The sequence below is a fragment of the Streptomyces sp. NPDC050997 genome, from assembly GCF_040660135.1.
GTDB lineage: Bacteria > Actinomycetota > Actinomycetes > Streptomycetales > Streptomycetaceae > Streptomyces.
On the sequence record NZ_JBFAGK010000029.1, the window covers coordinates 89,239 to 114,469 of the forward strand.

The following is a 25,231-nucleotide window of genomic DNA, read 5'->3' on the forward strand; positions in this document are numbered from 1 at the left end:
AATGAGAGGCACCGGTACGCATCTCCCCCGTAGCGTGCGCCCATATGACCATGACTGTGCGCGATCTCCGTCCAGGGGTCCAGGCCGACTTCGAGGGCTTCGCCCGCGTCCGCCATCTCGCCCTCCCGTTCTATCTCGTCACCCCGGACTCCCTCGCCTACGACCTCGCCCACGCCCATCCCGACTCCCACTACCGGCCCCTGGTCGCGGAGGAGGACGGGGAGGTGATCGGCACGGCCCAGGTCGGGATCGTGCACGACAGCCCGGAACCGGGCCAGGGCTACGTCAACGTGTACGTGCACCCGGAGCGCACCGGCCGCGGCGCCGGCTCCCGGCTGGTGCGTGCCGCCGAGGAGCACCTGGCCGGCCTGGGGGCGACGAAGCTGTTCGCGTGGGTCCTGGACGAGCCGGGCAACCGTGCCTTCGCCGAACGGCACGGCTATCGCGGCAGCCGCTCCGCCCACTTCCTGCGCCTGGACCTGGCGCACGGCACCCTGCCCCCGCTCCAGGACCCGCCGCCGGGCGTCGAGCTGCGGACGGGCGCCGACTTCGCGGACGATCCCCGCCCGATGTTCGAGGTGGACGCGGAGGCGATGTCGGACGAACCGAGCGACATCGACTACGAGTTCACCGACTACGAGGCCTGGCTGGAGGACACCTGGAACCACCCCCTCTTCAGCCCCGAACTGACCTCGGTCGCCGTGGTCGACGGCCGCCCGGTGGCCTTCAGCGCGGCCCGCACGGACGGCGGCACCCGCTACGGCACCGTCATGACCGGCACCGCCCGCGCCTTCCGCGGCCGCGGCCTGGCCAAGCTCGCCAAGACCGACTCCCTGCACCGCGCCCGTGCCGCAGGTCTCACCGAGGCGTTCACGGGCAACGACACCGGCAACGAACCGATGATCGCGATCAACAAGTGGTTCGGCTATGAGATCTGTGCGACGGAGATGCGCCATGTCCACGAACTCGGCTGAACCGACGCGCCGCCTGGAGGTGGTCCTCGTCAAGGCGGGCCGCACGAAGATCCGTTACGGGGCGGAACTCCTCGGCGACGACGGCACCCGGATCGCGGTCCGCGCCCCCTGGGCCGGTGAGGACGTCCGCGACTTCGGCTTCGTCCGCTTCGAGCCGGGCGATGTCTTCACCGAGTACTACTGGCGGGACCGCTGGTACGCCGTGAAGGAGGTCCGCGACGGGGCCGGCGCGCTGAAGGGCTGGTACTGCGACATCACCCGCCCGGCCACGCTCTTCGGCGCGGAGCTCCTGGTCGAGGACCTCGACCTGGACCTGTGGGTCTCCGGCGACGGCACGGACGTACGCCGGCTGGACGAGGACGAGTTCGCCGAGAGCGGTCTGGCGGACCGGGACCCGAGGGCCGCGTCCGCCGCCGTGGCCGCGCTCGACGAGCTGGAGGCGCTGGCCCGCGAGAGCGGCCTCGCCCCGCTGCTCGGCTAGCAGCCGCCCCCGCCCCACCGCGTCCCGCCGCTCAGCCCATCGTCGCCACCGCCACGTACCGCTCGTCGTCCACGTCCTTCCCCCACAACCGCGCGTCGTCCGAGAGCCGGTCCACGCGCACCTGACCGCCGAGCGGTGTGAGCAGGGCGGTGAGCCGGTCGGCGGGTATGCCGACCGGGTGGGCCGTGCCCCACACGCCCTCGACCAGCACCAGCCGCCCTCCGGGGCGCAGCAGCTCCCGCCAGTGCCGCAAGGCCCGGCCGGGGTCGGGCAGCGCCCACAGCACATGCCGGACGAGCACCACGTCGAAGCGTTCCTCCCCCACCGGCGGCTCCGCCGCGTCGCCGACGAGGAACACGGCGTCACGCCCGGCGAGCTTGGCGCGGGCGAGGGCCACCATGTTCGGGGAGCCGTCCACCCCGGTGACGTGGTGTCCCTGCTCGGACGCGAGGAGCGACAGACTGCCGGTGCCGCAGCCCAGATCGAGGATGTCGGCGGGGGGCCCGGGCAGCCAGTCGCGCAGCCGCTCGGCCCAGGCGCGGCGCACCTCCGGGTCGCGCAGGCCGTGGTCCGGCTCGTCGTCGAAGGACTCGGCCCGCGTGTCCCAGTCGACATCCGCCGAGGTCATGGCCGGGTTCGTGGCATCACTCTCGTTCGTCATGGGCCCCAGAGTGACACCCGCCACTGACACTCGAATCGTGACAGCGGCCACTGACAGACCGGCAACCGATGAGCAACTCTCCCTCCACAGGTCTACCTCCGTGAAAACACGGAACCCGTAGCCCCTGGAGGAGGCAGCCATGCGCCGTATGACCGTGCAGAAGCCCCTGAAGAAGACGGACTCCCGGGTCCGTGAGGAGGCCGACGAGCGCCCTGCGGGACGCCCGGAAGTCCGCAAGGACATCGCACGCACCTGGTGGCCGGACGGCTGAGGCCTGGCTCTGTCAGTCCAGCCGCTTCCGGTAGTGAACACGGTCGTACGGCCCGTCGACGCGCCGCCCCACGACCTCATAGCCGAACTTCGGGTAGATCTCCTGGTTCTCCCACATCATCGCGTGGGTGTAGAGCCTGACCTCGGACAGGCCGAGCTCACGCGCGCGTACCTCGACGAAGTCCAGCAGTCGCCGTCCCACGCCCCCGCCCTGCGCGTCGGGGTGGACGGCGAGGTTGTCGAGGTACAGATGATCGTCGCGTTCCTCGATGACCACCAGACCGATCACGGGGTCTCCCGTGACGAACACCCGCCCCGCGGCCACGTTCGCCGCGTGGTCCCGCCCCATGGGCTGGGGCACCCTCCCGATCCGCTCGATGTAGTGGCGGTACGCCGCGTCGGTCACGGTCTTCACGGCCGGCACCTCGGCCACCGTGGCGGGTCGGATCTCCTCGTTCGTCATGCGCGCACGCTACCTACCTGATCCCAGTCCCAACCCTGCCTTAAGGCAGCCATAAAGATCGCCCCGGGCCGCCCACAGCAGGCGATTCCGGGGTTTCTTTGATCCGGGACCCGTCAGCACCGGTTCCGAGGAGATCCCCCATGCCCACGCCAGGGCCTGACCGGCGGCTCAGGCCGGACAGGCCCCGGCGACGGTCATCGGGTTCAGCCGACCGCCGACGCGCAGGTGGTGGGCTTGGCGTGGGCTGGGTCCAGCGCGTTGGCCACCTCGTGGAAGGCGATCCGGTCGAACAGTCCGATCGCCACGTGCTCGGACAGGTCGACCGGGCACAGGTCCTGGAGCAGCACGTTGTGCACGCCGGATCCGCTCAGGAACTGGCTCCGGTACGGCGTGACCACCTCGTCGTACTTGCTGGCGAGGACCGTGTAGCGGACGCCGGGCACGGTGTCGCCGCCCTCGTTGAGCCTGGTGAGGAAGGCGGAGCCGGTCACCTGGTCGGCGAGGGCGGGGGTGTTGGTGGTGAGCAGGTCCGCGATGCCCGGGAAGTACGGCAGCAGTTCGGTGAGCCCGGAGAGTGTGGTGCCGTGGTTGGAGGGTGCGATGCCGACGAGGGCGTTCACCTTGGCGGCTCCGCCGAGGAACTTGAGGTAGTGGCGGGGCATCATGCCGCCCTGCGAGTGGCCGACGAGGTCGGTCTCGGCGGCGCCGGTCGCCGCGAGCACCCTGTCGACGTATGCCTTCAACTGCTCGGCCGACTTGTCGATGGGGGCGAGGCCGTAGAAGAGCGGGACGCCGGAGAGCCCGCCGTAGTCGAACGAGAAGACGCAGTAGCCGCGGTTCTCCAGGTACGGCGCGAGGCCCAGCCAGTTGTCGACGGAGTTCGCGAAGGTGCCGTGCACGAGGACGACGGGCCGGGGGTGGGCGGCGGACGGCTCGCAGGAGTAGTCGTTCCAGCCGGTACTGGGGGCGTCGGCCGCCTGGGCGGTGGCGGGGACGACGGCTATCGCGGCGGTCAGGAGCAGCGCGGTCAGGGGTCTGAGCACTCGTTTCCAGGGCAGCATCGGGTGATCTCCTTGCGGCTCAAGGGAGTTGCGACGGCTCTACGCCCTGTGATCCGGATCACAAGAATGCTGTTCACTCGTCAAGTTACGGGCGAGTAGTTCACTTGTGAAGTTACGCGTCAGTAAAAACTTCCAGTGGTAACCATCGACGTCAGGTGCCACTGAGGAACAGTCACCAGGTGGGCCTGATGGGCCCATGGGGAGCAATGCGCCCCAATCGGTCACGCAGCGCGCGCACTTCACCCTCCCCGAGCAGCCCGACCCACGCCCCGACGGCCTCCGCCGCCGCCTCCTCCGCCGCACGAGTACAGGCCCACCCCTGTTCGGTCAGCACGATCAGCCGGGCCCGCGCGTCCCCGGGATGCGGCCGACGCTCGGCGTACCCCTTGCGCACGACCTCGTCGACCAGCTGACTGGCGGCCTGCTTGGTCACTCCCAGATGGGCGGCGAGGTCGGTGACCGTCGCCCCGTCCGGGGCGAGCCGGGCGAACGCGAAGCCGTGCGCCGGCCTGACCCCGTCGAAACCACGGGCGACGACACCCTCGTGAATGCGTTGCGTGAGCTCACCGGCGACGGCGAGCAGGGCGGCGGACAGGGCAATGGCGTCGGAGTTCTGCACAGCCGCATTGAAACACCCTTGACGAATTGGTCAAGCTGCTTGACCATCAGGGGGATACATAGTCAAGCAGCTTGACCATTTGTCGACCCGCCCGCATCCATCCGCAGGAGACAGCCATGCCCGTCATCCGCCCGTCCGAAGCCGTCACCCACGAGATCCACGGCGCCCGCTTCGTCGCGTACGCCACTCCCCTCACCGGCAGCAAGGAGCTGTGCGCCTGGCGGGGCGAGATCCCGGCCGGGACCAGGGCTCCCGTCCACACGGTCAACCGGGAGGAGATCTTCCATCTGCTCATCGGCGAACTGCTGATCACCCTCGACGGCCGCACCGACCGGCTCACCGCGGGCGACACGGCGATCATCGGCCGCGGAACGACCGTCGGCATCGAGAACCCGACCGACCACACCGCGATCTCCTGGGTCACCACGTCCATCGGCCTGGAAGCGGAACTGGCCGACGGCACACGCGTCACTCCGCCGTGGGCCAACTGAGCCCCAGGAACCGGAAAGACAGCCCTACGACGCCAGCACCCCCGTCACCGCGCGTGGCCCGAACTTCGCCCAGGTGAGCTGGTGGGAGGCCGGTTCGGCGGGGTCGAGGCCCTCGGCGCGCAGGGTCATCGAGCGGACCCGGGCACGCTGGAGGCCGAGGGCCTCGTACATGTCGTGGGCCGCCCTCGTCAGCGCCGCGGAGCGCGCGGTCGGCGCCTTGAGGTTGTGGGTGCGGGTCGCCGCGGAGCGGTCGGTGTAGCGCACGGTGAGGGTCAGGGTGCCGCACACCTTGTCCAGGGCGTGCAGCCGGGCGCCCAGTTCCTCGGCGGCCACGAGCAGCGTGCGGCGGTGCCGGTCCGGGTCCGACTCGTCGCGGGTGAAGGTGCTTTCGGTGGCCAGTGAGCGGGAGGTGGCGTTCGGTACGACCCGGCCGCGGTCGACGCCGTTCGCCTTCTCGTGCAGTTCACGGCCGGCCCTTGCGCCGACCAGTCGCTGGAGCGTGGACAGGGGGGCGGCGGCGACCCGGCCCAGGGTGTCCAGGCCGTACTCGCACAGGGTGCGGGCGGTCGCGGTGCCGACGCCGGGGAGCGCGACGACGGGCCGGTCGGCGAGGAACTCCGCCCCGGTCCCCTCAGGGACCGCGCAGGTCACCCCGGGGCGCGCGGCGCGCAGTGCCATGCGGGCCAGTAGCGGGCCCGGCCCGGCGCCGATCACGCAGTCGACGCCGTGCAGCGCGAGGGCGCGGACCCGGATCACCGACGCGAGTTCCACCGCGTCGCGCCCGAAGTACCGCTCGGCGCCCCGCAGATCGACCAGCGCCCCGTCCGGCGGGAGCGCCTCGACAACGGGCGTGAACTCCTCAAGGAGGCCGAGCAGCTCCGGAAACGCCCCGTCGCGCTTCGGCGGCAGCTGGAAACGTACACAGAGGATGGTCATCCCGCACTCCCCGGACTCCGGTGCCACAACTTCCGTACTCTCGCGGGCACTTCGCCCGCCGGGCGCAGATCGGCCCACGGATGCGGTTCGTATCCCGGAGGCATCTGGATTCACCCAGCGGCCGTCGGATCGTCATCCGGTCTCTCCGGCAGCCTGCGCGATCCGTACGGCGCTCGGCGCCGGAGTCCGGAAGCCCTTCGCCGTCAGGCCGGACGGTCGAGCGCGCCGTCGATCAGAGCTTCGAGCTGCCGCGCCACCTGGTCCAAGGGACGCATCGTGCGCTTCGCGCGGCACATCGCGATGGCGCCCTCGACGGACGCCACGACGAGGGCCGCGAGCCCCCGAGCCTGTTCGGGGTCGGCACCCTGATCCCGTAGCGCCTCGGCGAGCAGTCCCTCCCAGTCCTCGTACGCCTCGGCCGCGGCGATGAGGGCCGGCGGGATCTCGTCGGCCGGTGGCTCCTCGACGGAGACGGCCAGTACGGGGCAGCCGGCCCGGAAGTCGCTGTCGACGACGATGCCGCGCCACAGGGCAAGGAAGGCGCGCAGGCCGGCGACCGGGCCCGCCCGCAGTTCCTTGCGCAGGATGCGGGTGACCGCCCCGCCCGCGTACCGCACGGCCTCGGTGGCCAGTTGCTGCTTGCCCTCGGGGAAGTAGTGGTAGGTCGAGCCGAGCGGTGCCCCGGCGTGTTTGGCCAGGTTCCGGATGCTCGCGGCGTTCAGGCCGCGCCTGCTGATCAGGTCGGCCGCACCGGCGACGATGCGGTCGCGCGACGGTGCGCTGGCTTTGGCCAAGACCGTTCTCCCCTCTGGATATAACGATCGTCATAGTCTAGCGTGACCTCCGGTTATAACGGTCGTCATAGACCGTACGTCCGCTGAAGGGAGACTCCGTCATGCCGATGATCCGGCTCACCGTCCCGCCCGGTTCCCTGACCGAGGAGGGCCGCAAGACCGTCCAGCGCGACCTGGCCGCCGTCCTGCTGCGCTGGGAGGGAGCGCCCGACACCGCGTTCTTCCGCGCCCAGGCATGGAGCTACCTCGTCGAACTCCCCGAGGGGGCGCAGACCACCGCCGAGGACGACGCGCCCCGCTTCCTCGTGGACGTCACGGTTCCACAGGGCGCGCTGTCCGAGCGGCGCAAGGCCGGGCTGGTCGAGGACGCCACCAAGACGGTCCTTGAGGCGGCCGGGCTGTCGTCCGACGACGCGCTGCGGGTGTGGGTGCTGGTGCACGAGCAGCCGGACGGCACCTGGGGCGCCGGCGGTTCGGTCATCCGTTACGCCGACCTCGTGGCCCTGGCGAAGGGGCAGCAGGCCGATGCGTGAACTGACCTATGTCGCCCGGCACTCCGTCGAGTGGCGCGAGGTACCCGACCCGAAGCTCCGGTCCGATCAGGAGGCGATCGTCGCCCCGGTGGCCGCCACCTCCTGCGACGTCGACTCCGCGATCCTGGCCGGGCACGGCTTCGTCGACCCGCCCTTCGCCCTCGGCCACGAATGCGTGGCCCGGGTCGTGGAGACCGGCGACGCCGTCACCGCCGTGGCCCCCGGTGACCTGGTGGTCGTCCCCTGGTCCATCAGTTGCGGCAGCTGCGACCACTGCCGCGCCGGACTCACCGCGCACTGCACGTCCGTACCGCACATGGCCATGTACGGCGCGCCGCTGGGCGGCAGTTGGGGCGGGCTGTTCTCCGACCTGGTCCGCGTGCCGTGGGCTGACGCCATGCTCGTACCGCTGCCCGCCGGCCTCGACCCGGTCGCCATGGCCTCGGCGAGCGACAACTGGTCATTGTCGTGGCGCCTGGTGGCACCCCATCTGAAGAACAAGCCCGGCGCCCGGGTCCTGGTGGTGGCCCGCGGCAGCATCGGTCTGTACGTGTGCGACATCGCCCGCGCGCTCGGCGCCTCCGATGTCCTGTACGTCGACCCGGACCCCGAACACCGCGAGATCGCCCGAGGCTACGGTGCCGCCACCGCCGAGGAACTCGAACCGTTCCGGCACGGCTTCGACATCGTCGTCGAGGCCACCGGTCGGGTCGACCAACTCGCCCTGGCCGTCAAGTGCCTCGCCCCGGAAGGCATCTGCGAGTCCGCGGGCAACCACTTCCGCCCCGGCGAGCTGCCCCTGCTCGACATGTACCTCACCGGCGTCACCCTGCGCATCGCCCGTGACAACGTCCGCGACCACATCCCCGACGCCCTCGAACTCGCCGCCTCCGGCAAGGTCGCCCCCGAGCGCGTCGTCTCCCACGTCCTCGACTGGGAACAGCTCCCCGAGGCACTGCCCGAGAAGCACCTCAAACCCGTCTTCGTACGCGACACCACCCCGTCACCCACCGCGGGCTGACCCCACACCGCCGACGCCGGGAACCAAGTGGTTCTCGCCCAGGGCGGTCAGTGAGTCAGCCCCCGCTGCTCTCCCGGACGATGATCCGGTGGCCGATCACCTCGTCCCGGTAGGGGGCGCCCGAGTCCGGGGTGTCGATGCGGTCCAGCAGCAGGGACACCGCCGCGCCCGCGATCTCCCGTTTGTCGGGGGAGACCGTGGTCAGGCTGGGCACGCTGAAGCGGGATGCCTCGATGTCGTCGAAGCCGACCACGTCCACCTCGCCGGGCACCCGCACGCCGGTCTCGTGCAGGGCCCGCAGGGCACCGAGCGCCATGTTGTCGTTCAGGCACAGCAGCGCGTCCGGTGCGGATCCGTCCCGCATCAGCCGGGCGGCCGTCTCGGCGCCGTCCCTCCAGTGGTAGGCCTCCACCGGCACCACCAGGTCGGGGTCGAAGGGCAGGCCCGCCGCCGCCAGGGCCTTGCGGTAGCCGTGGGTGCGCAGCCGGTCGGTGCCCTGCTGGCCGCGTACCGCGCCGCCGACCACCGCGATCCGGCGCCGCCCGCGGGACAGCAGATGCTCGGTGGCCTCGCGCGCGGCGCGCACGTTGTCGATGCCGACGTGGTCGGTGTGTCCTTCGGCGGGGCGCTCGCCGAGCAGCACCACGGGCAGTCGGCGGTCGCGGGTGGCGAGGTCGCGGGGCAGCAGGGACAGCGGGCTGAGGATCACTCCGTCGCAGAACTGCGTGTCGAAACCGTGCAGCGCGGCCAGTTCGCGGTCGCGTTCCGCGCCGGTCTGGTGGATCAGCACGGTCCGGCCGTTGCGCCCGGCCGCCTCCATGACGTGCCTGGCCAGCTCGGAGAAATAGGCGACGTCGAGCTCGGGCACGGCGAGGGTGATCATGCCCGTGCGGCCCTGGCGCAACTGGCGTCCGGCCATGTTGACGCGGTAGCCGAGGGCGTCGATCGCCTCGCGGACGGCCGTGCGGGTCTGCTCCGAGACGTGCTCGTAGTCGTTGATCACGTTGGAGACGGTCTTGGGCGAGACGCCGGCGTACTCCGCCACGTCCTTGATCCTCGGTCTGGCCGCCACGCTGCCCTTCCTTCCGAACTCTCTTGATCGTACCGACCGTTGTGCATCGTTTTCCGGCCAGCCGATCGCACACAAACCGCGTCCGAGCTATTTACATCGATGTAATCGGCATGGTGCCATGAGCCCGCACCAGCTACACCACGCACTGACCTGCACTCTCGCCACAGGAGCGCCATGCCCGACCCGTACCTTCCGGACGAGCCGCCCCGTCCCGAGTACCCCAGGCCCCAGTTCGAGCGGGACGCCTGGCTGAATCTCAACGGCGTGTGGCAGTTCGAGACCGACCGGTCCGACACCGGACTGGAACGCGGCCTGACCGACCGCGAACTGGCCGACCGCATCCTCGTCCCGTTCTGCCCGGAGTCGGAGCTGTCCGGCATCGCGGAGACGGACTTCCTGGAGGCCGTCTGGTACCGGCGCACGGTGACCGTGCCGGCCGAGTGGGGCGACGCCCGGGTGCTGCTGCACTTCGGGGCGGTCGACCACGACACCACGGTGTGGGCAGGCGGCCAGGAGGTCGCCCGGCACCGCGGCGGCTTCACGCCGTTCACCGCCGATCTCGGCGAGGTGGCAGCGGCCGGCGAGGAACTGACCGTCGTGGTGCGCGCCCGGGACAGCCGACACTCCGTGCAGGCCCGCGGCAAGCAGGCCACCTGGTACGCCAACTCGCACTGCCACTACACCCGGACCACCGGCATCTGGCAGACCGTGTGGCTGGAGCCGGTCCCCCGTACCGTCGCCCTGCGCCGGCCCCGTGTCACACCCCAGCTGGCCACCAGTTCCTTCCTGGTGGAGCTGCCGCTGTCGGCGAACATCGCGGGGCACCGGGTGCGCGCCACGCTGAGCGACGCCGACGGCACCGTCGCCACCGCCGAAGGACGCGCCGACCTCGATCTGTGCCCGCGACTGGTGCTGCCCGTCCCCGACGACCGGCGGCGCACCTGGTCGCCGGGCGACCCCCATCTGTACGACCTCGCCCTGGAGGTCCTCGGCCCGGACGGGGCGGTCGTCGACGCCGCCCGTTCCTACGCCGGGCTGCGGTCGGTGTCCGTGCGCGGCAAGGAGCTGCTGCTCAACGGGGAGCGGGTCTTCCAACGGCTGGTGCTGGACCAGGGTTACTACCCGGACGGGCTGATGACCGCGCCCACGGACGCCGCGCTGCGGCGGGACATCGAGCTGGGGATCGCGGCCGGGTTCAACGGGGCCCGACTGCACCAGAAGGTCTTCGAGGAGCGCTTCCTCCACCATGCCGACCGGCTCGGCTACCTGGTGTGGGGCGAGTTCGGCGACTGGGGCTGCGAGGTCGGCGTCCGCGACGACAACCAGCGGCCCGACGCCTCGTACATCACGCAGTGGCTGGAGGCGCTGGAGCGGGACCATTCGCACCCCTCGATCGTCGGCTGGTGCCCGCTGAACGAGACGTACCAGAACCTGCACGACCGCATCACCGTGCTGGACGACGTCACCCGGGGCATGTTCCTCGCCACCAAGCAGGCCGACCCGACCCGGCCGGTCGTCGACGCCTCCGGCTATGCGCACCGGGTGCCGGAGACGGACGTCTACGACTCGCACTGCTACGAGCAGGACCCGGCGGCGTTCGCCAAGATCATGGACGGGCTGGCCGAGGACCGGCCGTACGTCAACACCGGCCCCGAGGGCCGCGCGTGGTCGGTGCCGTACCGGGGGCAGCCGTACTTCTGCAGTGAGTTCGGCGGGATCTGGTGGGACCCGGAGGCAGCCGCCGCGGTCGGCGACGACGCCGGGAGCTCCTGGGGGTATGGCGAACGGCCGCGGACCGAGGAGGAGTTCGTGGAACGGTTCCGCGGTCTGACCGGCGTGCTGCTCGGCGACCCCGGGATGTTCGGCTACTGCTACACACAGCTCACCGACGTCTTCCAGGAGTGCAACGGCGTCTACCGCTTCGACCGTTCCGAGAAGGCCGACACCGCGCTGCTGCGCGCGGCCCAGCTGCGCCCGGCGGCGTACGAGGACACGCCGTAGCACCCGGTTCCCGCTCGTCGAGGTGAGCGAGCGCACCGACCCCTGCCCGAAATTTACATCGATGTAAGAGGCCCATGGCGGGCAGCAGCGGCGCACGGACTTGAGTCCCCGCGCCGCCGCCCACCGGGAAGGAACCCCATGACCGGCACACCAGCCCAGGTCGGTCGCCACGGACCGACCAGACGCCGTGTCCTGACGACAGCACTCGCCGCGGGCGCCGCGGCCCTCGGCGCCGGAGCGCTCAGCGGCTGCGGATCGGCGCTCGCGGCCGACGACGGATCGACGGTCCGTCTGTGGGACCCGTTCAGCGGGGCCGACGGCGGCCTCCTCAACGAGATGGTGGCCAAGGCGCAGCCCGACATGCCGGGCACGCACATCGAGCGCACCGTCCTGGAGTGGGGCACCCCGTTCTACACCAAGCTCGCCATGGCCTCCAGCGGCGGCCGCGGGCCCGACGTGGCCGTCTCGCACATGTCCCGTCTTGCCGGGTACGCGCCCACCGGGCTGCTGGACCCGTGGGACACGGACCTGCTGGCCGAGTACGGCATCGCCCCGGACGACTTCGCGGACGCGGTGTGGTCGCGCACCCAGTTCGAGGGCCAGACCTACGCCGTCCCGCTGGACACCCACCCCTTCATCGTCTTCTACCACCCCGGACCGGCGAAGAAGGCGGGCCTGCTGACCGCCGACGGAACGCTGGACGCGGACGCGTTCTCCTCCCCCGACAGGTTCCTGGCCGCCGGCAAGGAACTGGCCAAGGCCTCCGGGAAGCAGGGCATCGCGTTCGGCTATGTCACCGACACCGCCCAGTGCTGGCGGCTGTTCTACGGCCTGTACCGGCAGACCGGCGGCAGGTTCGAACTGCCCGAGGGCGGGCCGGCCGAGGTGGACGTGGACCGGATGGCCGAGGTGATCTCCTTCATGGCCAAGGTGGTCGACGGCACCGTGAACCCGAAGCACCTCGACTACGCGTCCGCCATCGCCTCCTTCGTCAACAAGCAGACGGCGATGACCCTCTCCGGCGAGTGGGAGCTGGGCACCTACCGCGCGGCCGACAAGAACGTCGGCGCGGCACCCTTCCCCACGGTGTTCGGCACCCCGGCCGTCTACGCCGACTCGCACTCGTTCGTCCTTCCCCACCGGGACCACCCGGACGAGGAACACCGCCGGCGCACCCACCGCGCGGTGGCCGCACTGCTCAAGGCCGGTCAGGTCTGGGCCACCGCGGGCCACATCCCCGCCTACCAGCCGGTCACCCGTACCACCGCCTACGCCCGCCTCGAACCGCAGGCGCACTACGCGCAGGCCGCGAGCCATGTCGTGCTCGACCCGTCGGTGTGGTTCGCCGGGGCGGGCTCCGACTTCCAGAACGCCATGTCCCAGGTCCTCCAGCAGGCTCTTCTGGGCGACATGACACCGGACCGCGCGGCGCGCGCGATGGTGCGCCGCCTCAACACCTTCCTCTCCAAGCCCAGCCCGGCCTGATCCGGCCGCGAACCATCCGCGCAGGAGGCACAACGATGTCCTCTCCCCTTGCCCCGGCCCTGCCCGGGACGCGCCCGGCACGCCGGATCCTCTCTCCCGGCCTGCTGTTCGCCCTGCCCTTCCTCGTGCTCTTCGCCCTCTTCCTGGTCTGGCCGCTGGTCCAGGGACTGTGGATGAGCCTCACCGACACCTCGCTGTCGGTCCATTCGCCGAGCTTCGTCGGCTTGGACAACTTCTCGGAGGCGCTTCAGGACGCCGAGATGTGGCGGGCTCTCGGGCACACCGTGTGGTTCACCGTGCTGTCGACCGTCCCGCTGGTCGTCGTAGCGCTCGGCATGGCGCTGCTGGTCCACACCGGGCTGCCCGGCCAGTGGGTGTGGCGGCTGGCGTTCTTCGCGCCGTATCTGCTGCCCGTCGGTGTGGTGAGCCTGCTGTGGGCCTGGCTCTTCCAGGGCGACCTCGGCCTGTACAACCAGCTGCTGAACGCGCTGGGCCTCGACTCGGTGGCCTGGCTGAGCGACACGTCGGTCGCGATGTGGGCGATCGTGCTGACCACCCTGTGGTGGACGGTCGGCTTCAACTTCCTGCTGTATCTGGCGGCTCTGCAGTCGGTGCCGGACCACCTGTACGAGGCGGCGGCGATCGACGGCGCGGGCGCCTGGCGGCGGCTGTTCTCCATCACGCTGCCGCAGCTGAGCCGGATCACCGTCGTCGTCACGGTGCTGCAGATCCTGGCCTCGCTGAAGGTCTTCGACCAGATCTACCTGCTGACCAAGGGCGGTCCGGACAACTCCACGCGACCGGTCATCGAGTACATGTACGACGTCGGCTTCACCGGCTACCGGCTCGGCTACGCCTCGGCGATCAGCTACGTCTTCTTCGCACTCGTCATCCTCGCCTCCGCGGCGCAGTACGCCGCCCTCCGTCGCCGGGAGAAGTGACATGACCTCCACCATCGACCCGCCCCTCCCCCGTCCCAAGGCCGCGCCCCGCTCGCCGGTCATCCGGGAGGTGGCGGCCCGCCGGCGGCGCGCCGAGGCCCGCCGCGCGCATCTGTCCCTCGGGGAGAGCCGCACCGCGCGGGTGCTCACGTTCACGGTGCTGACCGTGCTGGCGCTGCTGTGGCTGCTGCCGGCGGCCGGGGGGCTGCTGACATCGTTCAAGTCGGAGCAGGACGCGAGCGATCCGGTGCACTGGCTGTGGCCGAAGCACGGCTTCACCCTGGACGGGTTCCGCAGTGTGTGGGAGCGCGGCGAGCTTCCGCTGTGGATGTTCAACAGCTTCCTGGTCGCGGCCGCCGTCACGGTGATCACGGTGGCGGTGTCCGCGATGGCCGGCTACGCGTTCTCCCGTACCGGGTTCGCCGGCCGCAAGGGGCTGTTCACGGTCGTGGTGGCGGCCGTCCTGGTGCCGCCGCAGATGCTGATCGTGCCGTGGTTCCAGCAGATGCTGACCCTGAACCTCGTCGACACCTACGCGGCGGTGATCCTGCCTCAGACGGTGGCGCCGGTGATGGTGTTCATCCTGAAGAAGCACTTCGACTCCCTGCCCAGGGAGTTGGAGGAGGCGGCCCGCATCGACGGTGCGGGGCACTTCCGGATCTTCTGGAGCGTGCTGCTGCCGCTGTCCCGTCCGATGCTGTCGGCGGTGGCGATCTTCGTGTTCATCGGCGCCTGGAACAACTTCCTGTGGCCCTTCATCTCCACCTCGGACCCCGACCTGATGACCCTGCCCGTGGGCATCACGTCGGTGAAGGACGCCTACGGCGTCCAGTACGCGCAGTCGATGGCGTCGGCTGTGCTGGCCGCGCTGCCGCTGGTGGTCGTCTTCCTGTTCTTCCAGCGGCACATCATCAAGTCCGTCGCCACGACGGGCCTCGGCGGCCAGTGAGCCGGCCCGCCCCCTGACAGGCACTCACCACGACGCAACGGAGTCGCCCATGAGTTCGTCCCCCCGCACGGCACGCACGGCGGCATTGGTCGCCCTCCTGCTGGCCGTGGTGTTCTCCCTCGTCTCCACGCCCACGTCGACCGCGGCGCCCCAGGCCGCGGCCGCGACCGGCACCACGTTCCGCAACCCGCTCAACACCGGGCTCGACCCGTACCTGACGTACTGGAAGGGCTCGTACTACATGACCACGACCCAGGGCGGCAGCATCCGCATGTGGCGCTCGACGTCCCTGGGCACCCTGCCGGCGTCCGACCCGGTCACGGTCTGGACCGACACCAACAGCTCCCGCAACAAGAACATCTGGGCCTCGGAGTTCTACCGCTTCGGCAACCGCTGGTACCTCTACTACACGGCCGACGACGGCGTCGACGACCACCACCGCGTCTACGTCCTGGAGTCCGACGCCGACTCCCCGACCGGCCCGTACCACTTCAAGTCGGCGCTGATCCCGCCCAACCACACCAACGACTTCGCGATCGACCCCAGCGTCTTCACCCACAACGGCAAGCTGTACCTCGCCTACAGCGGCATCAACGCCTACCAGCACAACGGGCTCAACATCGCGCCGCTGTCGAACCCGTACACCGTCTCCGGCAACGCGGTCGCGATCAACGGTGCGGGCGGCTGCGCGGAGGTGCGTGAGGGACCGGAGTTCCTCAACCGCAACGGCCGCACCTGGATGACGTACTCGACATGCGACACCGGCAAGCCCGACTACCAGCTGAGGATGATGTCCCTGGCCGACGGTACCGATCCGCTGGGGGCCGCCAACTGGAAGCAGCACAACGGCGCGGTGTTCTCGCGCAACGACTCGGTCGGCGTGTTCGGACCCGGCCACCACGCCTTCTTCAAGTCCCCGGACGGCACCGAGGACTGGATGGTGTACCACGCCAAGACGACCTCCCAGTACACCTACACCGACCGCACCAGCCGCGCCCAGAAGATCGGCTGGAACGCCGACGGCAGCCCGAACCTCGGTACCCCGCTCGCCATGGGCGCCACCCAGAACCTGCCTTCCGGAGACCCCGGCTCGGGCAACCACTGGATCAACGACGACAACCGCTCCAGCGGCGACGGCACTGTCGCCTATACCGGGACCTGGAACTCCGGTACGGGATGTGCCGCGCAGTGCTTCTGGGGCGACGACCACTGGAGCGACCAGGCCGGCAACACCGCGACCCTCACCTTCACGGGCACCCGGATCGCGCTGCTGTCGGTACGCGACACCGGCAACGGCATCGCCGCCCTCAGCATCGACGGCGGGGCGGAGACCCGCGTCGACTTCTACGGCGCCATCCGCACGGGTGAGACCGTGCAGTACATCAGCCCGAAGCTCGCCTCCGGCCGGCACACCCTGCGCATCCGGGTGACCGGCGAGCACAACGCCCAGTCCACGGCCTCGTTCGTGAGCGTGGACCGGGCCGAGGTGTACACCGGCTGACCGGACGGGAAGGCGGCGGCCGGGCGCCGGGCAGCGAGGCCGGCTGGTGCCCGCCGGCCTCGCGACTACTCGATCGAGGTTCTGAGCGTTGCGGTGGTCAGGGCAGCAGGACGTACCGCTTCCGAGCCGAAACGCCGCCGGGCCCGGTCGGCGGCGGTTTCGGCAGCGCGAGCACGGGTGTCCCCGGGGTCCAAGGAGAGCTGGCGGTAGGCGCTGTCGGCCGGCAACAGGTCGTCGGCGCGGATCGCGTAGGCGCGGACTCGTGCTCGCTGCAGCCCCAGGGCGGTCAGCAGGCCCAGGGCGGTCGCCGCGATGGCGGGTGAGTGGTTCGCGGGTTCCGGCAGCGTGCGTGTGCGGGTGGTGGAACTGCGGTCGGCGTACCGCACCGTGAGCGTGATTCGGCCGGCGACTTGGCGTTCGCCGCGTAGGCGCTGACCGATCCGGTCGGCGAGTCCCAGGACAGCTCGGTGATGTTGTGCCGGATCGAGACAGTCCCGGTCGAGCACGAGGTCGGCGGTCAGGTGTGCCGCGGGCTCCTTCGGGGTGACGGGACGGGGGTCGTGGCCGCGGGCGCGTTCGGCCAGCAGTCGTGCCTGGGCCGTGCCGAGGAGGCGTTGCAGGGTCCCCGCGGGCAGGTCGGAGACCTGCCCGATGGTGTGCAGGCCGTACCGGGTGAGGGCGGTCGCCGTGACGCGGCCGATCCCCGGCAGTGCGGTGACCGGGCGGGGGTACAGCCAGGTGGCGGCCTGACCGGCGGGGATCCAGGTGGTGTCGCCCGGCGCGGACGCGTCGGCCGCCATGGCGGCCAGCATGCGGTTGTTCGCGAGCCCGGCGCTGCTGTCTATGCCGTACAGGCCCTTCAGCCTCATCTTCGCCAGCTGGACCACGTCGTAGGGAGACAGGTCGAAGTATCTGAGCGCCGATGTCAGGTCGAGCTGGACGGCGTCGGGCGGGACGGCCTGGACGTGAGGCGTGATTCCGGACATCAGTTCGAGTACGTCGTCGTACTGGGCCTCGCTCAGTGCGGCGTGCAGATGGAGGTGGGCGATATGCCGCTGACGCGTGGTCATCCCGCGCTCCCCGGGCTGCGGTGGCCGAACTTCTTCAGGTCGGCCGAGCGGTTGCCGGCGGGCTGCAGGTCGGCGTACGGGTGCAGCCGGGCGCCCGTGGTGCCGTTGGCCAGGGTGCGCTGCGGCTGGGCGGGGGTCGGGGACGGACGGTCGGCGCCGAGGAGGGCGAGGGCGGCCTCGGGGCCGTTGTCGCGGCGGGCCTCGGCGATCTCGTCCAGGTCCCAGGCCATGGTGCCGACGACGGTGCGGCGGGTGCCGCGCACCTGGACCGTGCCGCGCACCAGCAGCAGTCCGCTGTGGAAGACGGTGTACGCGCAGGCCGGGTGGGAGTCCTCGAAGAAGGCCAGGTCGACCAGGCCGGAGCCGTCCTCCAGGGTGACGAAGATGACGCGCTTGCCGCTGGCGATCGGCGGGGTCTGCGTCGAGGCCCGCACACCGGCGACCAGGACCTGCTGACCGGCGCGCAGACCGGCCAGGTGCGCCGCGTCGGTCGCGCCGATCTCGCGCAGCAGCCGGTGGTGGTGCTCCATCAGATGCTTGGAGACGTCGATGCCGAGGGTGCTCAGCTCGGCGCTCAGGGCTTCACGTCCGGTCATCTCCGGCAGACCGCTCGGCTCCGCTCCCCCGACCGCGCCCGCTTCGATGGGCAGTTGGCCCTTGGCGGCGGTCCGGGTGCGGGAGGCCCGGTGGAGTTCGGCGATCTGCAGGAGCAGGTCGCGCCGGGTGAGGCGTCCGTCGTGCAGGGAACCCAGAGCGCCGATCTCGGCAAGGCGTTCGGCGATCGGCCTGCTGGGGTGGGCCCGCTGCCAGAAGTCCGACAGCGATCCGTACGGCTGCGCCTCCTCGATCCGGGCGCACTCGCCCTCGCTGATCCCGTGCACCGCGGACAGCGCGAGCCGCACGCCCCACTGTTCCCCGTCGGTCGGCTCCACGATGTGCCTCACCTTGGAGCGGTTGACATCGACGGGCAGGACCGGGACACCGCGGCGACGGGCGTCGGAGACGAGGACGCGCTTGGGCCACATCCCGGGATCGTGTTCGAGCAGGCCGGCCAGCAGGAACGCCGGATAGTGCGCCTTGAGCCAGGCACTCTGCAGGGCCGGTACGGCGAAGGCGACCGCGTGGGCGCGGCAGAAGCCGTACGCGCCGAAGGCCTCGACGGTCTTCCACACCTCGTCCCGCACGGTCTCGCTGTAGCCACGGGCCTGCGCTCGACGGTGGAACCAGTCCTTGATCCCGGGCAGTCGGCCCTTGTCGCCGAGTGCCCTCCGGGCGATCTCCGCCAGTGCGCGGTCGCAGCCGGTCATCACGGCGAAGGTCTCGATGATCTGCTCGTGCCAGATGGTCACGCCGTAGGTGTCGGCGAGCACCGGTTCGAGGTCGGGGTGGGCATAGGCGGGCGTGCCCCCGTGGCGCGCGGCGATGTACCGCTCGGGCATGCCTCCGGCGACCGGGCCGGGGCGGAAGAGGCTGATGTCGGCGATGACGTCCTGCGGATCGCGGGGCTGAAGCCGGGACAGGAGGTCCTGCTGGCCTGGCGACTCGAGCTGGAAGAGACCCAGGGTCTGGCTCTCCTGGATGAGCTTGAACGCGAAGACGTCGTCGAGCGGCACCTGGCGCGGGTCGTCCAGGTCGATACGGTTGCCGGTCGTCCGTTCGATCTCGGTGATCGCATGCGCCATCGAGGACAGCATCCGCACGCCCAGGACGTCGAGTTTGATGTTGCCCAGCGCCTCGATCTCCTCCTTCGCCGCCATCGCCATGGGGTAGTCGCCCTGCGGCGTGGGCTGCACCGGCAGCCGGTCCAGGAGGGTGGCGTCGCTGATGACCACTCCGCACGGGTGCATGGCCATGCCGTGGACCAGGGAGTCGAGGCCTTCGGCGAGCTCCCACAGGGGTCCGTACCGGTGTGCCTCGGCCGCCAACTGCCGTAGTTCGGGCAGTTCGGCGAGCGCACCGGTGATGTCGGAGGCCCGCAGGTGCGGGAAGCTCTTGGCGATCCGGTCGACGTCGGCGGGCGCGATACCGAGGGCGAGGCCGGTGTCCCGTAGGGCGCGGCGGGCCCGGTAGGTCTCGGGCATCGCGGTGACCGCCACCCGTTCCTTGCCGAACCGGTCGAAGATCGCGTCGTAGCACTCCAGGCGTCGGGCGGACTCCACGTCGATGTCGATGTCGGGCAGCGAGGCCCGGCGCACGCTCAGGAACCGCTCGAACAGCAGGCGGTGGTCGAGTGGGTTGGCGGTGGCGATGTCGAGCGCGTGGCAGACCATCGACCCCGCGCCCGAGCCGCGGGCCGCGACCCTGATGCCCTTGGCCCGGATGTCGGCCACGACCTGGCCGACGGCGAGGAAGTACGGGTCGTAGTCCAGCTTGGAGATCACGGCGAGCTCTTCGTCCAGCCGGTCGAGCGCCGCTCGGTCGCGGTCGAGGCCACGTCGGGCCATACCGGCCTCGCACTGGTCGCGCAGCAGCTGGGCAGCTCCGCCGGCTCCGGGGTCGGCGCCGAAGAGCGACGGTTCCGGGAAGTGCGGTGTGCCAAGACCGAGGTCCGCTCGGGGGTCGACGGCGCACGCGGCCGCCGTGGCAGCGGTGTCCGCCATCAGACGGCGCGCCCGCCGGGCGTCCGTTCCGGCGCACTCGGAGATCATCTGCGCGACGGCTGTCATCGCCCGCTCGTCCTTGAGCCAGCGCTGCCCGCTGTCCAGGCGGCGCCGGTCGATCGGGCGCAGCAGTCTCGCGGCGTCCAGGACGTCAGCGAGCCGGTGCTGTCCGGGGTCGGCGTAGCGGACGGCGTTGGAGAGCACCGCGGTGGTACGGGTGCGGTCGGCCAGCGCCAGCGTCCGGGCAGCCAGCCGAAGCGACCCCGGCTCGACGCTGAAACGTTTCTGCGCAACGGCCTCCAACCGGACTCCACTCCCGAAGATCTCCCGCCAGGGCGCCAGCAGCTTCATCGCGACGTCCTCCCGACCCACCGACAGCGCCCGCACCGGCTCCGAGAGCGGGCCGAGCAGCACGATCAGACCGGGGCCGCCGTACTCGCGCAGCGCCTCCCACGGCACCACCGGCGGCGTACCGGACAAAGCACCGGCATGGGCTGCCGACGTGATGCGGCACAGCCGCGCCCATCCCGCCCGGTTCTGCGCGAGCAGCACGAACCTGAGCGGCGGCTCGACGACGTGCGCCCCACCGCGCGCCGGAGTGCGGCGCCGCCGGGCCGGCGGCGGAGGCGCCAGGGCCTCTACGGCCAGGTCGACGCCGAAGACCGGCCGCACCCCGGTTCCGGCGCACGCCTGCTCGAACCGGACGGCCCCGGTGACCGTGTCCCGGTCGGTGAGCGCGAGCGCCGTCATACCCCGCTCGGCCGCCCGCCGGGCGAGCTGCTCGGGGTGGGCGGCGCCGTAGCGGACGGAGTAACCGGACGCGACGTGCAGATGGGCGTAGCCCGCCATGCCGCACCTCCATCACTCCACCCCTTTTCGACCATAAGCCCGATATGTTCATCGTACTCTCGTTCGATTACTCTAACCCCATCAGCCCCGGTCAGCGACATGATTCGAACACATCAGCGATTATTTGGCGAGGTGAGGGGCGGCCGGAACAGGTACCTCCCCGTCACCTCGCCCACCTGGCAGATCAGTTGCTCTCGCAGAAGTCCTTCGGACAGAGCGTGTGCACGATCCAGGCGCCGGCGACGGGGGCCGACGGACGCCGAACGGTCGGCGGCGGTGACTGCGGGCGCGGGGGTGCGCGTCGACGCCGCGTCGCAGCGGGGAGGGGCGTCGCGTGCCGGTCGAGCTGTCCGCCTACCGCGTCGCGCAGGAGGCGCTGACCGAGCGGGGCGGGAACGGGGAGTGCTGGTCCTGTGTCGGACGCGGGCGGGCGAGCCTAGGGGACGGGGCTCGTCACGCTGCCTCCCTCCTGGCGCGCGGTTGGCGCTTGAGGCGCGGCCCTCGTGTCGCGCCGATCAGGCTGTGTCGTACGGCAACACACCGTCGTACGACGCGAAAGTCCCGCCCCTCGTGCACGGGGCGGGACTTCGTCGGGCGTGAGACGTGGCCGTCAGCCGATCTGCGCGCCGAAGGCCGAGAGCGCCTCGGTGACCGGCTGGAAGAAGGTCTCGCCGCCCGAGGTGCAGTCGCCGCTGCCGCCCGAGGTGAGGCCGATCGCGTTGCTGCCGGAGAAGAGCGAGCCGCCGCTGTCGCCGGGCTCGGCGCAGACGTCGGTCTGGATCAGGCCGTTGACGATGTCGCCGTTGCCGTAGTTCACGGTGGCGTCCAGCCCGGTGACCGTGCCGTCGTGCACCTGGGTCGTGGAGCCGCTGCGGGTGACCTTCATGCCGACGGTGGCCGCGGCCGCTCCCGTGATCTTCTGCGTGGAGCCGTTGTAGAGGTTCACCTCGCTCGGGTGGGCCACGTCGCCGGTGTACTTGACCAGGCCGTAGTCGTTGTCCGGGAAGCTCGACTCCTCGTTCTGGCCGATCACGTCGCCGCTGGAGTCGGACCAGGTGGAGATGGACTCCGTGCAGTGCCCGGCGGTGATGAAGTACGGCGCGCCGCCCTTGACCACGTTGAAGCCGAGCGAGCAGCGTCCGCCGCCGCCGGTGATGGCGTCGCCGCCCGCGACGAAGGGCTTGTACTCCCCCTTCGTGCGCTGGAGTTCGGTGGTGGCGCCGAGCCCGTCGACGACCTTGGTCAGCTTCGCCCACTCGGCGTCGGAGACCGTGCGGTCGGCGGTGACGACCACCTTGTTGGTCGTCGGGTCGGTCGCCCAGGCGGTGCCGGGGATGCTCGCGTCCTGCTTGAGGGTGCCGTGGGCGCTCTTCAATTCGGCGAGGGAGTTCTCGACGACTCTGGCCTTGGCGCCGGCCGCCTCGACGGTCTTCGCCGCGGCCTCGTCGAGCACGTTGACCACGAGGCTCTTGGTCTTCGCGTCGTAGAACGTTCCCGCCGCCTCTGCGCCCAGGTCCTGACCGAGCGTCGAGGCGAGCTTTCCGGCCGCCAGGGCCGAGAGGGTTTCCGGCGCCGGGGTCTTCGCCGGCTCGCTGGCGTTCGCAGACTGGAAGGTGACACCCGCGGCGACCAGTGCGGCGATACCCGCTCCGGCCAGGGCCACCCGTCGCCTGGGTATGCGTCGGTGCTTCAACTCGCGTCCTCCTGTGGGGGGTCGGCCCGGACGGTTGTGGGGACCTCGGGACCGAAAGAGTGGTTGACGAGCGCCTACTCTTCCGAATTCCACAGGGGGCGCACAAGGTCGACTTCAGGACGCGCGTAGAACGCGGTTACGCGCCCCCTCCATTTGACAGTTCACGGTCACTCCAGGCCATTCCCGATGCAAACACTACGGGCGAGTAACTCTCATCAGCCTGTGAGGACTAGTCCTGTCTTGAAATCGCCCCTTGTCCATCGGGGTTCACCTGGGGCGCGACGGGCGGGAGTTGCTCCTGCACCGGTTGCTGTACCGCGGGATACCCCTGCTGGGCCTTCTCCAGGAACCGCAGCAGCTCCACCGGGAACGGGAGCACGAGCGTCGAGTTCTTCTCGGCGGCCACCGCCACCACCGTCTGCAGCAGCCGCAGTTGCAGCGCGGCGGGCTGATCGGACATCTCCTTGGCGGCCTCGGCGAGCTTCTTCGACGCCTGGAGTTCGGCGTCGGCGTTGATGACCCGGGCCCGGCGCTCCCGGTCTGCCTCGGCCTGACGGGCCATGGACCGCTTCATGGTCTCGGGCAGTGAGACATCCTTGATCTCGACCCGGTCGATGGTGACGCCCCACTCCACGGCCGGGCTGTCGATCATCAACTCCAGGCCCTCATTGAGCTTTTCGCGGTTGGAGAGCAGATCGTCCAGCTCGCTCTTGCCGATGATGGACCTGAGCGAAGTCTGCGCCATCTGCGCGACCGCGAACCGGTAGTCCTCCACCCGGACGATCGCCTCGGCCGGGGCGGTCACCCTGAAGTAGACGACGGCGTCCACCCGCACCGTGACGTTGTCCCGGGTGATGCCCTCCTGCCCGGGCACCGGCATCGTCACGATCTGCATGTTGACCTTCCGGAGCTTGTCGACGCCCGGAACGATCAGGGTGAACCCCGGTCCGCGCACCTCCGGCAGGAGCTTGCCGAGCCGGAAGACCACACCCCGTTCGTACTGTTTGACGACCCGTGCCGCCGACCACACGTACACCACTCCGGCGGACGCGAGCGCCACTCCCGCCGCCACCAACTCCTCGACCATCACGGCCCCCAGGGTCCGACGTGACCGCCTGTCCGTCGACGGTAACTCCGGCGGCCGACAAGGGCGAGCCCCCGCACGTCGATTGCGTGCGGGGGCTCGTTCCGCTGCTGGCCGCGGAGTTCCAGTGGTGCGCCCGGGGTCAATGATCCGGGCCCAAGGCCCCGGACCGGCGAACCGGGACTAGAAGACGCTCACGCCATAGGCGCTCAGGGCCTCGGTGACCGGCTGGAAGAAGGTCGTGCCGCCTGAGGTGCAGTTGCCGCTGCCGCCGGAGGTCAGACCGTAGGCGACACCGTTGGTGCCGTAGAGCGAACCGCCGGAGTCGCCGGCCTCGGCGCAGACCGTGGTCTGGATCATGCCGTAGACGATGTCGCCGCTACCGTAGTTGACGGTCGCGTTCAGGGCGGTGACCCGACCGCTGTGGATGCCGGTGGTGGAGCCGTCACGGGTGACGGTGGTGCCCACGCTCGGTGTGCCCGCGCTCGTGATGTCAGTGTTGCCGGCGGTACCGTCCTTGGCGACCGACGTGTTGGTGTACCGCACGATGCCGTAGTCGTTCGTCGGGAAGCTGGAACCCGACGTGGTGCCGAGCGTGGTGGTGTGACCCGAGTTGGACCACCACGTGCCCGCGCCGTCGGTGCAGTGACCGGCGGTCAGGAAGTAGTAGTTGCCCGCGCTGTCACGGACGTTGAAGCCGAGGGAGCAGCGCCAGCTACTCGCATAGATGGCGTCGCCGCCTCCGATGTACTTCTGGAACGTGCCGCTGGTGCGCTTGATCGTGAGCGCGTCGGCGTTGGCGCCCGCCTGCTCCTTGATCTTCGCGATCTCGGCCTGGGAGACCGTGCTGTCGGCGGTGACGACCACCTTGCCGGTCTTGCTGTCGACGGCCCAGGCGGTGCCCGGGACATCGGCCTTGAGTACCGAGCCGCTGACGCTCTTGAGCTCGGAGGCGCTGAACGTGGGAGAGTCGGACGCGTTCGCGCTGGGGACCGCGATCGCGGCGGCGGCCACGAGGCCGGTGGTGACGGCGGTCAGCCGGGTACGTCTCGAAATGCCGCTGCGGGGGGTGGTGCGCTTGATCCTCACTTGTCGTTCCTCCACATGGGAAGTCGGGGGCCCTCGTGGGGTTCGGGCCCGTGAGGCGCAGCCAGTGCGCCGGCCGCCCGAATTCCGGACACGCCGTGCCCCTGACAAGCGCTGAGGGGGAGTATTCGGCCGAACGGACGGTCGGCGCAAGGGCGCCTTTCGGCCGTCAACCTTTGAACTGTCTTTGCGATCCCGGTGACCGGACCGCTCCTCGCAGCACGTTCCGCTCCTCGGCGAGCGCCCGTGGCATCGCCGAAAACCGCCCACCGCGAACCGTCGCCCTCGACCGTCGGCTGGAGCGTCAGTTCCTGTCCGGCCAGGTGGATGCCAGTTCCCCGCCGAGGGCTAGACCGCGCGTCCTGCCGTCCGCGTTCTCGACGCGTACGGGGCGGCGGGGTCGAAGTCGCGTACGTCCCGCGCCCCTTCGCGCACCAGTACCGCCGGGGTCGGTGGGGGGGCGGGGACGGGCCGGGGGGTGTCCGTCCTCGGAACGGCGCGGAATCGGTTTCTTGAGGAGCGGGCGGTGTTGACGCGCCAACCGCTGCGGGCGGACACCCCCCGGCCCGTCCCCTTGGCGCCGTGGGCGGGTGCGG

General features: G+C 70.6%; 24 protein-coding genes. 11 read left to right on the forward strand and 13 right to left on the reverse strand.

The features are described 5' to 3' along the window. The first annotated feature begins 44 nt into the window (after positions 1 to 44). Positions 45 to 974 (forward strand): GNAT family N-acetyltransferase, encoded by a 930-nt coding sequence (locus AB0H86_RS40010; RefSeq protein ID WP_362450389.1) that lies wholly within the window; start codon positions 45 to 47, stop codon positions 972 to 974. Then, positions 955 to 1,455, forward strand: coding sequence for a DUF402 domain-containing protein (locus AB0H86_RS40015; RefSeq protein WP_362450391.1), 501 nt, complete (start codon positions 955 to 957; stop codon positions 1,453 to 1,455). Before AB0H86_RS40010 ends, AB0H86_RS40015 begins: the two co-directional genes overlap by 20 nt. A gap of 31 nt (positions 1,456 to 1,486) precedes the next feature. On the opposite strand, the gene AB0H86_RS40020 is transcribed toward AB0H86_RS40015, so the two are convergent. Then, positions 1,487 to 2,116 (reverse strand): class I SAM-dependent methyltransferase, encoded by a 630-nt coding sequence (locus AB0H86_RS40020; protein ID WP_362450394.1) that lies wholly within the window; start codon positions 2,114 to 2,116, stop codon positions 1,487 to 1,489. A gap of 139 nt (positions 2,117 to 2,255) precedes the next feature. On the opposite strand from AB0H86_RS40020, the gene AB0H86_RS40025 reads away from it, so the two are divergent. Further along, positions 2,256 to 2,387, forward strand: a complete 132-nt coding sequence (locus tag AB0H86_RS40025) for a hypothetical protein (RefSeq protein WP_362450396.1) — start codon at positions 2,256 to 2,258, stop codon at positions 2,385 to 2,387. Positions 2,388 to 2,399: 12 nt separating this feature from the next. On the opposite strand, the gene AB0H86_RS40030 is transcribed toward AB0H86_RS40025, so the two are convergent. From AB0H86_RS40030 to AB0H86_RS40040, 3 genes are all read right to left on the reverse strand, one after another. Further along, a complete protein-coding gene (locus AB0H86_RS40030; RefSeq protein ID WP_362450398.1) occupies positions 2,400 to 2,849 on the reverse strand; it encodes a GNAT family N-acetyltransferase in 450 nt (149 codons plus the stop codon). A gap of 203 nt (positions 2,850 to 3,052) precedes the next feature. Next, positions 3,053 to 3,910, reverse strand: a complete 858-nt coding sequence (locus tag AB0H86_RS40035) for an alpha/beta fold hydrolase (RefSeq protein WP_362450400.1) — start codon at positions 3,908 to 3,910, stop codon at positions 3,053 to 3,055. A gap of 172 nt (positions 3,911 to 4,082) precedes the next feature. Then, positions 4,083 to 4,529 (reverse strand): MarR family winged helix-turn-helix transcriptional regulator, encoded by a 447-nt coding sequence (locus AB0H86_RS40040; RefSeq protein ID WP_362450402.1) that lies wholly within the window; start codon positions 4,527 to 4,529, stop codon positions 4,083 to 4,085. A gap of 116 nt (positions 4,530 to 4,645) precedes the next feature. On the opposite strand from AB0H86_RS40040, the gene AB0H86_RS40045 reads away from it, so the two are divergent. Next, positions 4,646 to 5,020, forward strand: coding sequence for a cupin domain-containing protein (locus AB0H86_RS40045; protein ID WP_362450404.1), 375 nt, complete (start codon positions 4,646 to 4,648; stop codon positions 5,018 to 5,020). Positions 5,021 to 5,044: 24 nt separating this feature from the next. Here AB0H86_RS40045 and AB0H86_RS40050 read toward each other — a convergent pair whose 3' ends face one another. Continuing rightward, positions 5,045 to 5,956 (reverse strand): hypothetical protein, encoded by a 912-nt coding sequence (locus AB0H86_RS40050; RefSeq protein ID WP_362450406.1) that lies wholly within the window; start codon positions 5,954 to 5,956, stop codon positions 5,045 to 5,047. Between the two features lie 203 nt (positions 5,957 to 6,159). Then, positions 6,160 to 6,750 (reverse strand): TetR/AcrR family transcriptional regulator, encoded by a 591-nt coding sequence (locus tag AB0H86_RS40055; protein ID WP_362450408.1) that lies wholly within the window; start codon positions 6,748 to 6,750, stop codon positions 6,160 to 6,162. Positions 6,751 to 6,851: 101 nt separating this feature from the next. Between AB0H86_RS40055 and AB0H86_RS40060 the strand changes: the two genes are divergently transcribed. Both AB0H86_RS40060 and AB0H86_RS40065 read left to right on the forward strand, forming a co-directional pair. Continuing rightward, positions 6,852 to 7,283: a tautomerase family protein gene (locus AB0H86_RS40060; protein ID WP_362450410.1), complete on the forward strand. Its 432-nt coding sequence runs from the start codon at positions 6,852 to 6,854 to the stop codon at positions 7,281 to 7,283. Then, entirely contained in the window at positions 7,276 to 8,304 is a 1,029-nt protein-coding gene (locus AB0H86_RS40065) for an alcohol dehydrogenase catalytic domain-containing protein (RefSeq protein ID WP_362450412.1), read from the forward strand. Before AB0H86_RS40060 ends, AB0H86_RS40065 begins: the two co-directional genes overlap by 8 nt. A gap of 55 nt (positions 8,305 to 8,359) precedes the next feature. Here AB0H86_RS40065 and AB0H86_RS40070 read toward each other — a convergent pair whose 3' ends face one another. Then, on the reverse strand, positions 8,360 to 9,376 hold the full coding sequence (locus AB0H86_RS40070; RefSeq protein WP_362450415.1) for a LacI family DNA-binding transcriptional regulator: 1,017 nt from the start codon (positions 9,374 to 9,376) through the stop codon (positions 8,360 to 8,362). A gap of 174 nt (positions 9,377 to 9,550) precedes the next feature. On the opposite strand from AB0H86_RS40070, the gene AB0H86_RS40075 reads away from it, so the two are divergent. From AB0H86_RS40075 to AB0H86_RS40095, 5 genes are all read left to right on the forward strand, one after another. Further along, complete coding sequence (locus tag AB0H86_RS40075; RefSeq protein ID WP_362450417.1) at positions 9,551 to 11,377, forward strand: sugar-binding domain-containing protein; 1,827 nt, start codon at positions 9,551 to 9,553, stop codon at positions 11,375 to 11,377. Between the two features lie 138 nt (positions 11,378 to 11,515). Further along, positions 11,516 to 12,862 carry an extracellular solute-binding protein gene (locus tag AB0H86_RS40080; protein WP_362450418.1) on the forward strand — a complete coding sequence of 449 codons (1,347 nt, stop codon included), beginning with the start codon at positions 11,516 to 11,518 and terminating at the stop codon, positions 12,860 to 12,862. Positions 12,863 to 12,897: 35 nt separating this feature from the next. Then, positions 12,898 to 13,803, forward strand: a complete 906-nt coding sequence (locus AB0H86_RS40085) for a sugar ABC transporter permease (RefSeq protein ID WP_362450420.1) — start codon at positions 12,898 to 12,900, stop codon at positions 13,801 to 13,803. A 1-nt stretch (position 13,804) separates the two neighbouring features. Then, on the forward strand, positions 13,805 to 14,752 hold the full coding sequence (locus tag AB0H86_RS40090) for a carbohydrate ABC transporter permease (RefSeq protein WP_362450422.1): 948 nt from the start codon (positions 13,805 to 13,807) through the stop codon (positions 14,750 to 14,752). A gap of 49 nt (positions 14,753 to 14,801) precedes the next feature. Then, positions 14,802 to 16,253, forward strand: coding sequence for a glycoside hydrolase family 43 protein (locus AB0H86_RS40095; protein ID WP_362450424.1), 1,452 nt, complete (start codon positions 14,802 to 14,804; stop codon positions 16,251 to 16,253). Between the two features lie 65 nt (positions 16,254 to 16,318). On the opposite strand, the gene AB0H86_RS40100 is transcribed toward AB0H86_RS40095, so the two are convergent. The 6 genes from AB0H86_RS40100 to AB0H86_RS40125 all read right to left on the reverse strand — a co-directional run. Beyond that, the gene (locus AB0H86_RS40100) at positions 16,319 to 17,323 is read right to left on the reverse strand and encodes an ImpB/MucB/SamB family protein (RefSeq protein WP_362450426.1); all 1,005 of its coding nucleotides are present in this window, start codon (positions 17,321 to 17,323) and stop codon (positions 16,319 to 16,321) included. Beyond that, positions 17,320 to 20,772, reverse strand: coding sequence for a DNA polymerase III subunit alpha (dnaE, locus tag AB0H86_RS40105; protein WP_362450429.1), 3,453 nt, complete (start codon positions 20,770 to 20,772; stop codon positions 17,320 to 17,322). The genes AB0H86_RS40100 and dnaE overlap by 4 nt, the downstream gene beginning before the upstream one ends. 610 nt (positions 20,773 to 21,382) lie before the next feature. Then, the gene (locus AB0H86_RS40110; RefSeq protein ID WP_362450431.1) at positions 21,383 to 22,465 is read right to left on the reverse strand and encodes a S1 family peptidase; all 1,083 of its coding nucleotides are present in this window, start codon (positions 22,463 to 22,465) and stop codon (positions 21,383 to 21,385) included. 229 nt (positions 22,466 to 22,694) lie between these two features. Next, complete coding sequence (locus AB0H86_RS40115) at positions 22,695 to 23,552, reverse strand: slipin family protein (protein WP_362450440.1); 858 nt, start codon at positions 23,550 to 23,552, stop codon at positions 22,695 to 22,697. Positions 23,553 to 23,732: 180 nt separating this feature from the next. Continuing rightward, positions 23,733 to 24,638, reverse strand: coding sequence for a S1 family peptidase (locus AB0H86_RS40120; RefSeq protein WP_362450433.1), 906 nt, complete (start codon positions 24,636 to 24,638; stop codon positions 23,733 to 23,735). A gap of 345 nt (positions 24,639 to 24,983) precedes the next feature. Continuing rightward, a partial coding sequence (locus AB0H86_RS40125) for a hypothetical protein (protein WP_362450443.1) occupies positions 24,984 to 25,231 on the reverse strand: 248 nt, incomplete at its 5' end.

Bases quoted from the DNA above. Each gene is read 5' to 3' on its own strand.
- AB0H86_RS40090 (WP_362450422.1), top strand. From the start codon at position 13,805: ATGACCTCCACCATCGACCCGCCCCTCCCCCGTCCCAAGGCCGCGCCC.
- dnaE (WP_362450429.1), bottom strand. From the start codon at position 20,772: ATGGCGGGCTACGCCCATCTGCACGTCGCGTCCGGTTACTCCGTCCGC.
- AB0H86_RS40060 (WP_362450410.1), top strand. From the start codon at position 6,852: ATGCCGATGATCCGGCTCACCGTCCCGCCCGGTTCCCTGACCGAGGAG.
- AB0H86_RS40045 (WP_362450404.1), top strand. From the start codon at position 4,646: ATGCCCGTCATCCGCCCGTCCGAAGCCGTCACCCACGAGATCCACGGC.
- AB0H86_RS40020 (WP_362450394.1), bottom strand. From the start codon at position 2,116: ATGACGAACGAGAGTGATGCCACGAACCCGGCCATGACCTCGGCGGAT.
- AB0H86_RS40050 (WP_362450406.1), bottom strand. From the start codon at position 5,956: ATGACCATCCTCTGTGTACGTTTCCAGCTGCCGCCGAAGCGCGACGGG.
- AB0H86_RS40065 (WP_362450412.1), top strand. From the start codon at position 7,276: ATGCGTGAACTGACCTATGTCGCCCGGCACTCCGTCGAGTGGCGCGAG.
- AB0H86_RS40010 (WP_362450389.1), top strand. From the start codon at position 45: ATGACCATGACTGTGCGCGATCTCCGTCCAGGGGTCCAGGCCGACTTC.
- AB0H86_RS40085 (WP_362450420.1), top strand. From the start codon at position 12,898: ATGTCCTCTCCCCTTGCCCCGGCCCTGCCCGGGACGCGCCCGGCACGC.
- AB0H86_RS40115 (WP_362450440.1), bottom strand. From the start codon at position 23,552: ATGGTCGAGGAGTTGGTGGCGGCGGGAGTGGCGCTCGCGTCCGCCGGA.
- AB0H86_RS40080 (WP_362450418.1), top strand. From the start codon at position 11,516: ATGACCGGCACACCAGCCCAGGTCGGTCGCCACGGACCGACCAGACGC.
- AB0H86_RS40095 (WP_362450424.1), top strand. From the start codon at position 14,802: ATGAGTTCGTCCCCCCGCACGGCACGCACGGCGGCATTGGTCGCCCTC.
- AB0H86_RS40100 (WP_362450426.1), bottom strand. From the start codon at position 17,323: ATGACCACGCGTCAGCGGCATATCGCCCACCTCCATCTGCACGCCGCA.
- AB0H86_RS40075 (WP_362450417.1), top strand. From the start codon at position 9,551: ATGCCCGACCCGTACCTTCCGGACGAGCCGCCCCGTCCCGAGTACCCC.
- AB0H86_RS40025 (WP_362450396.1), top strand. From the start codon at position 2,256: ATGCGCCGTATGACCGTGCAGAAGCCCCTGAAGAAGACGGACTCCCGG.
- AB0H86_RS40030 (WP_362450398.1), bottom strand. From the start codon at position 2,849: ATGACGAACGAGGAGATCCGACCCGCCACGGTGGCCGAGGTGCCGGCC.
- AB0H86_RS40015 (WP_362450391.1), top strand. From the start codon at position 955: ATGTCCACGAACTCGGCTGAACCGACGCGCCGCCTGGAGGTGGTCCTC.
- AB0H86_RS40035 (WP_362450400.1), bottom strand. From the start codon at position 3,910: ATGCTGCCCTGGAAACGAGTGCTCAGACCCCTGACCGCGCTGCTCCTG.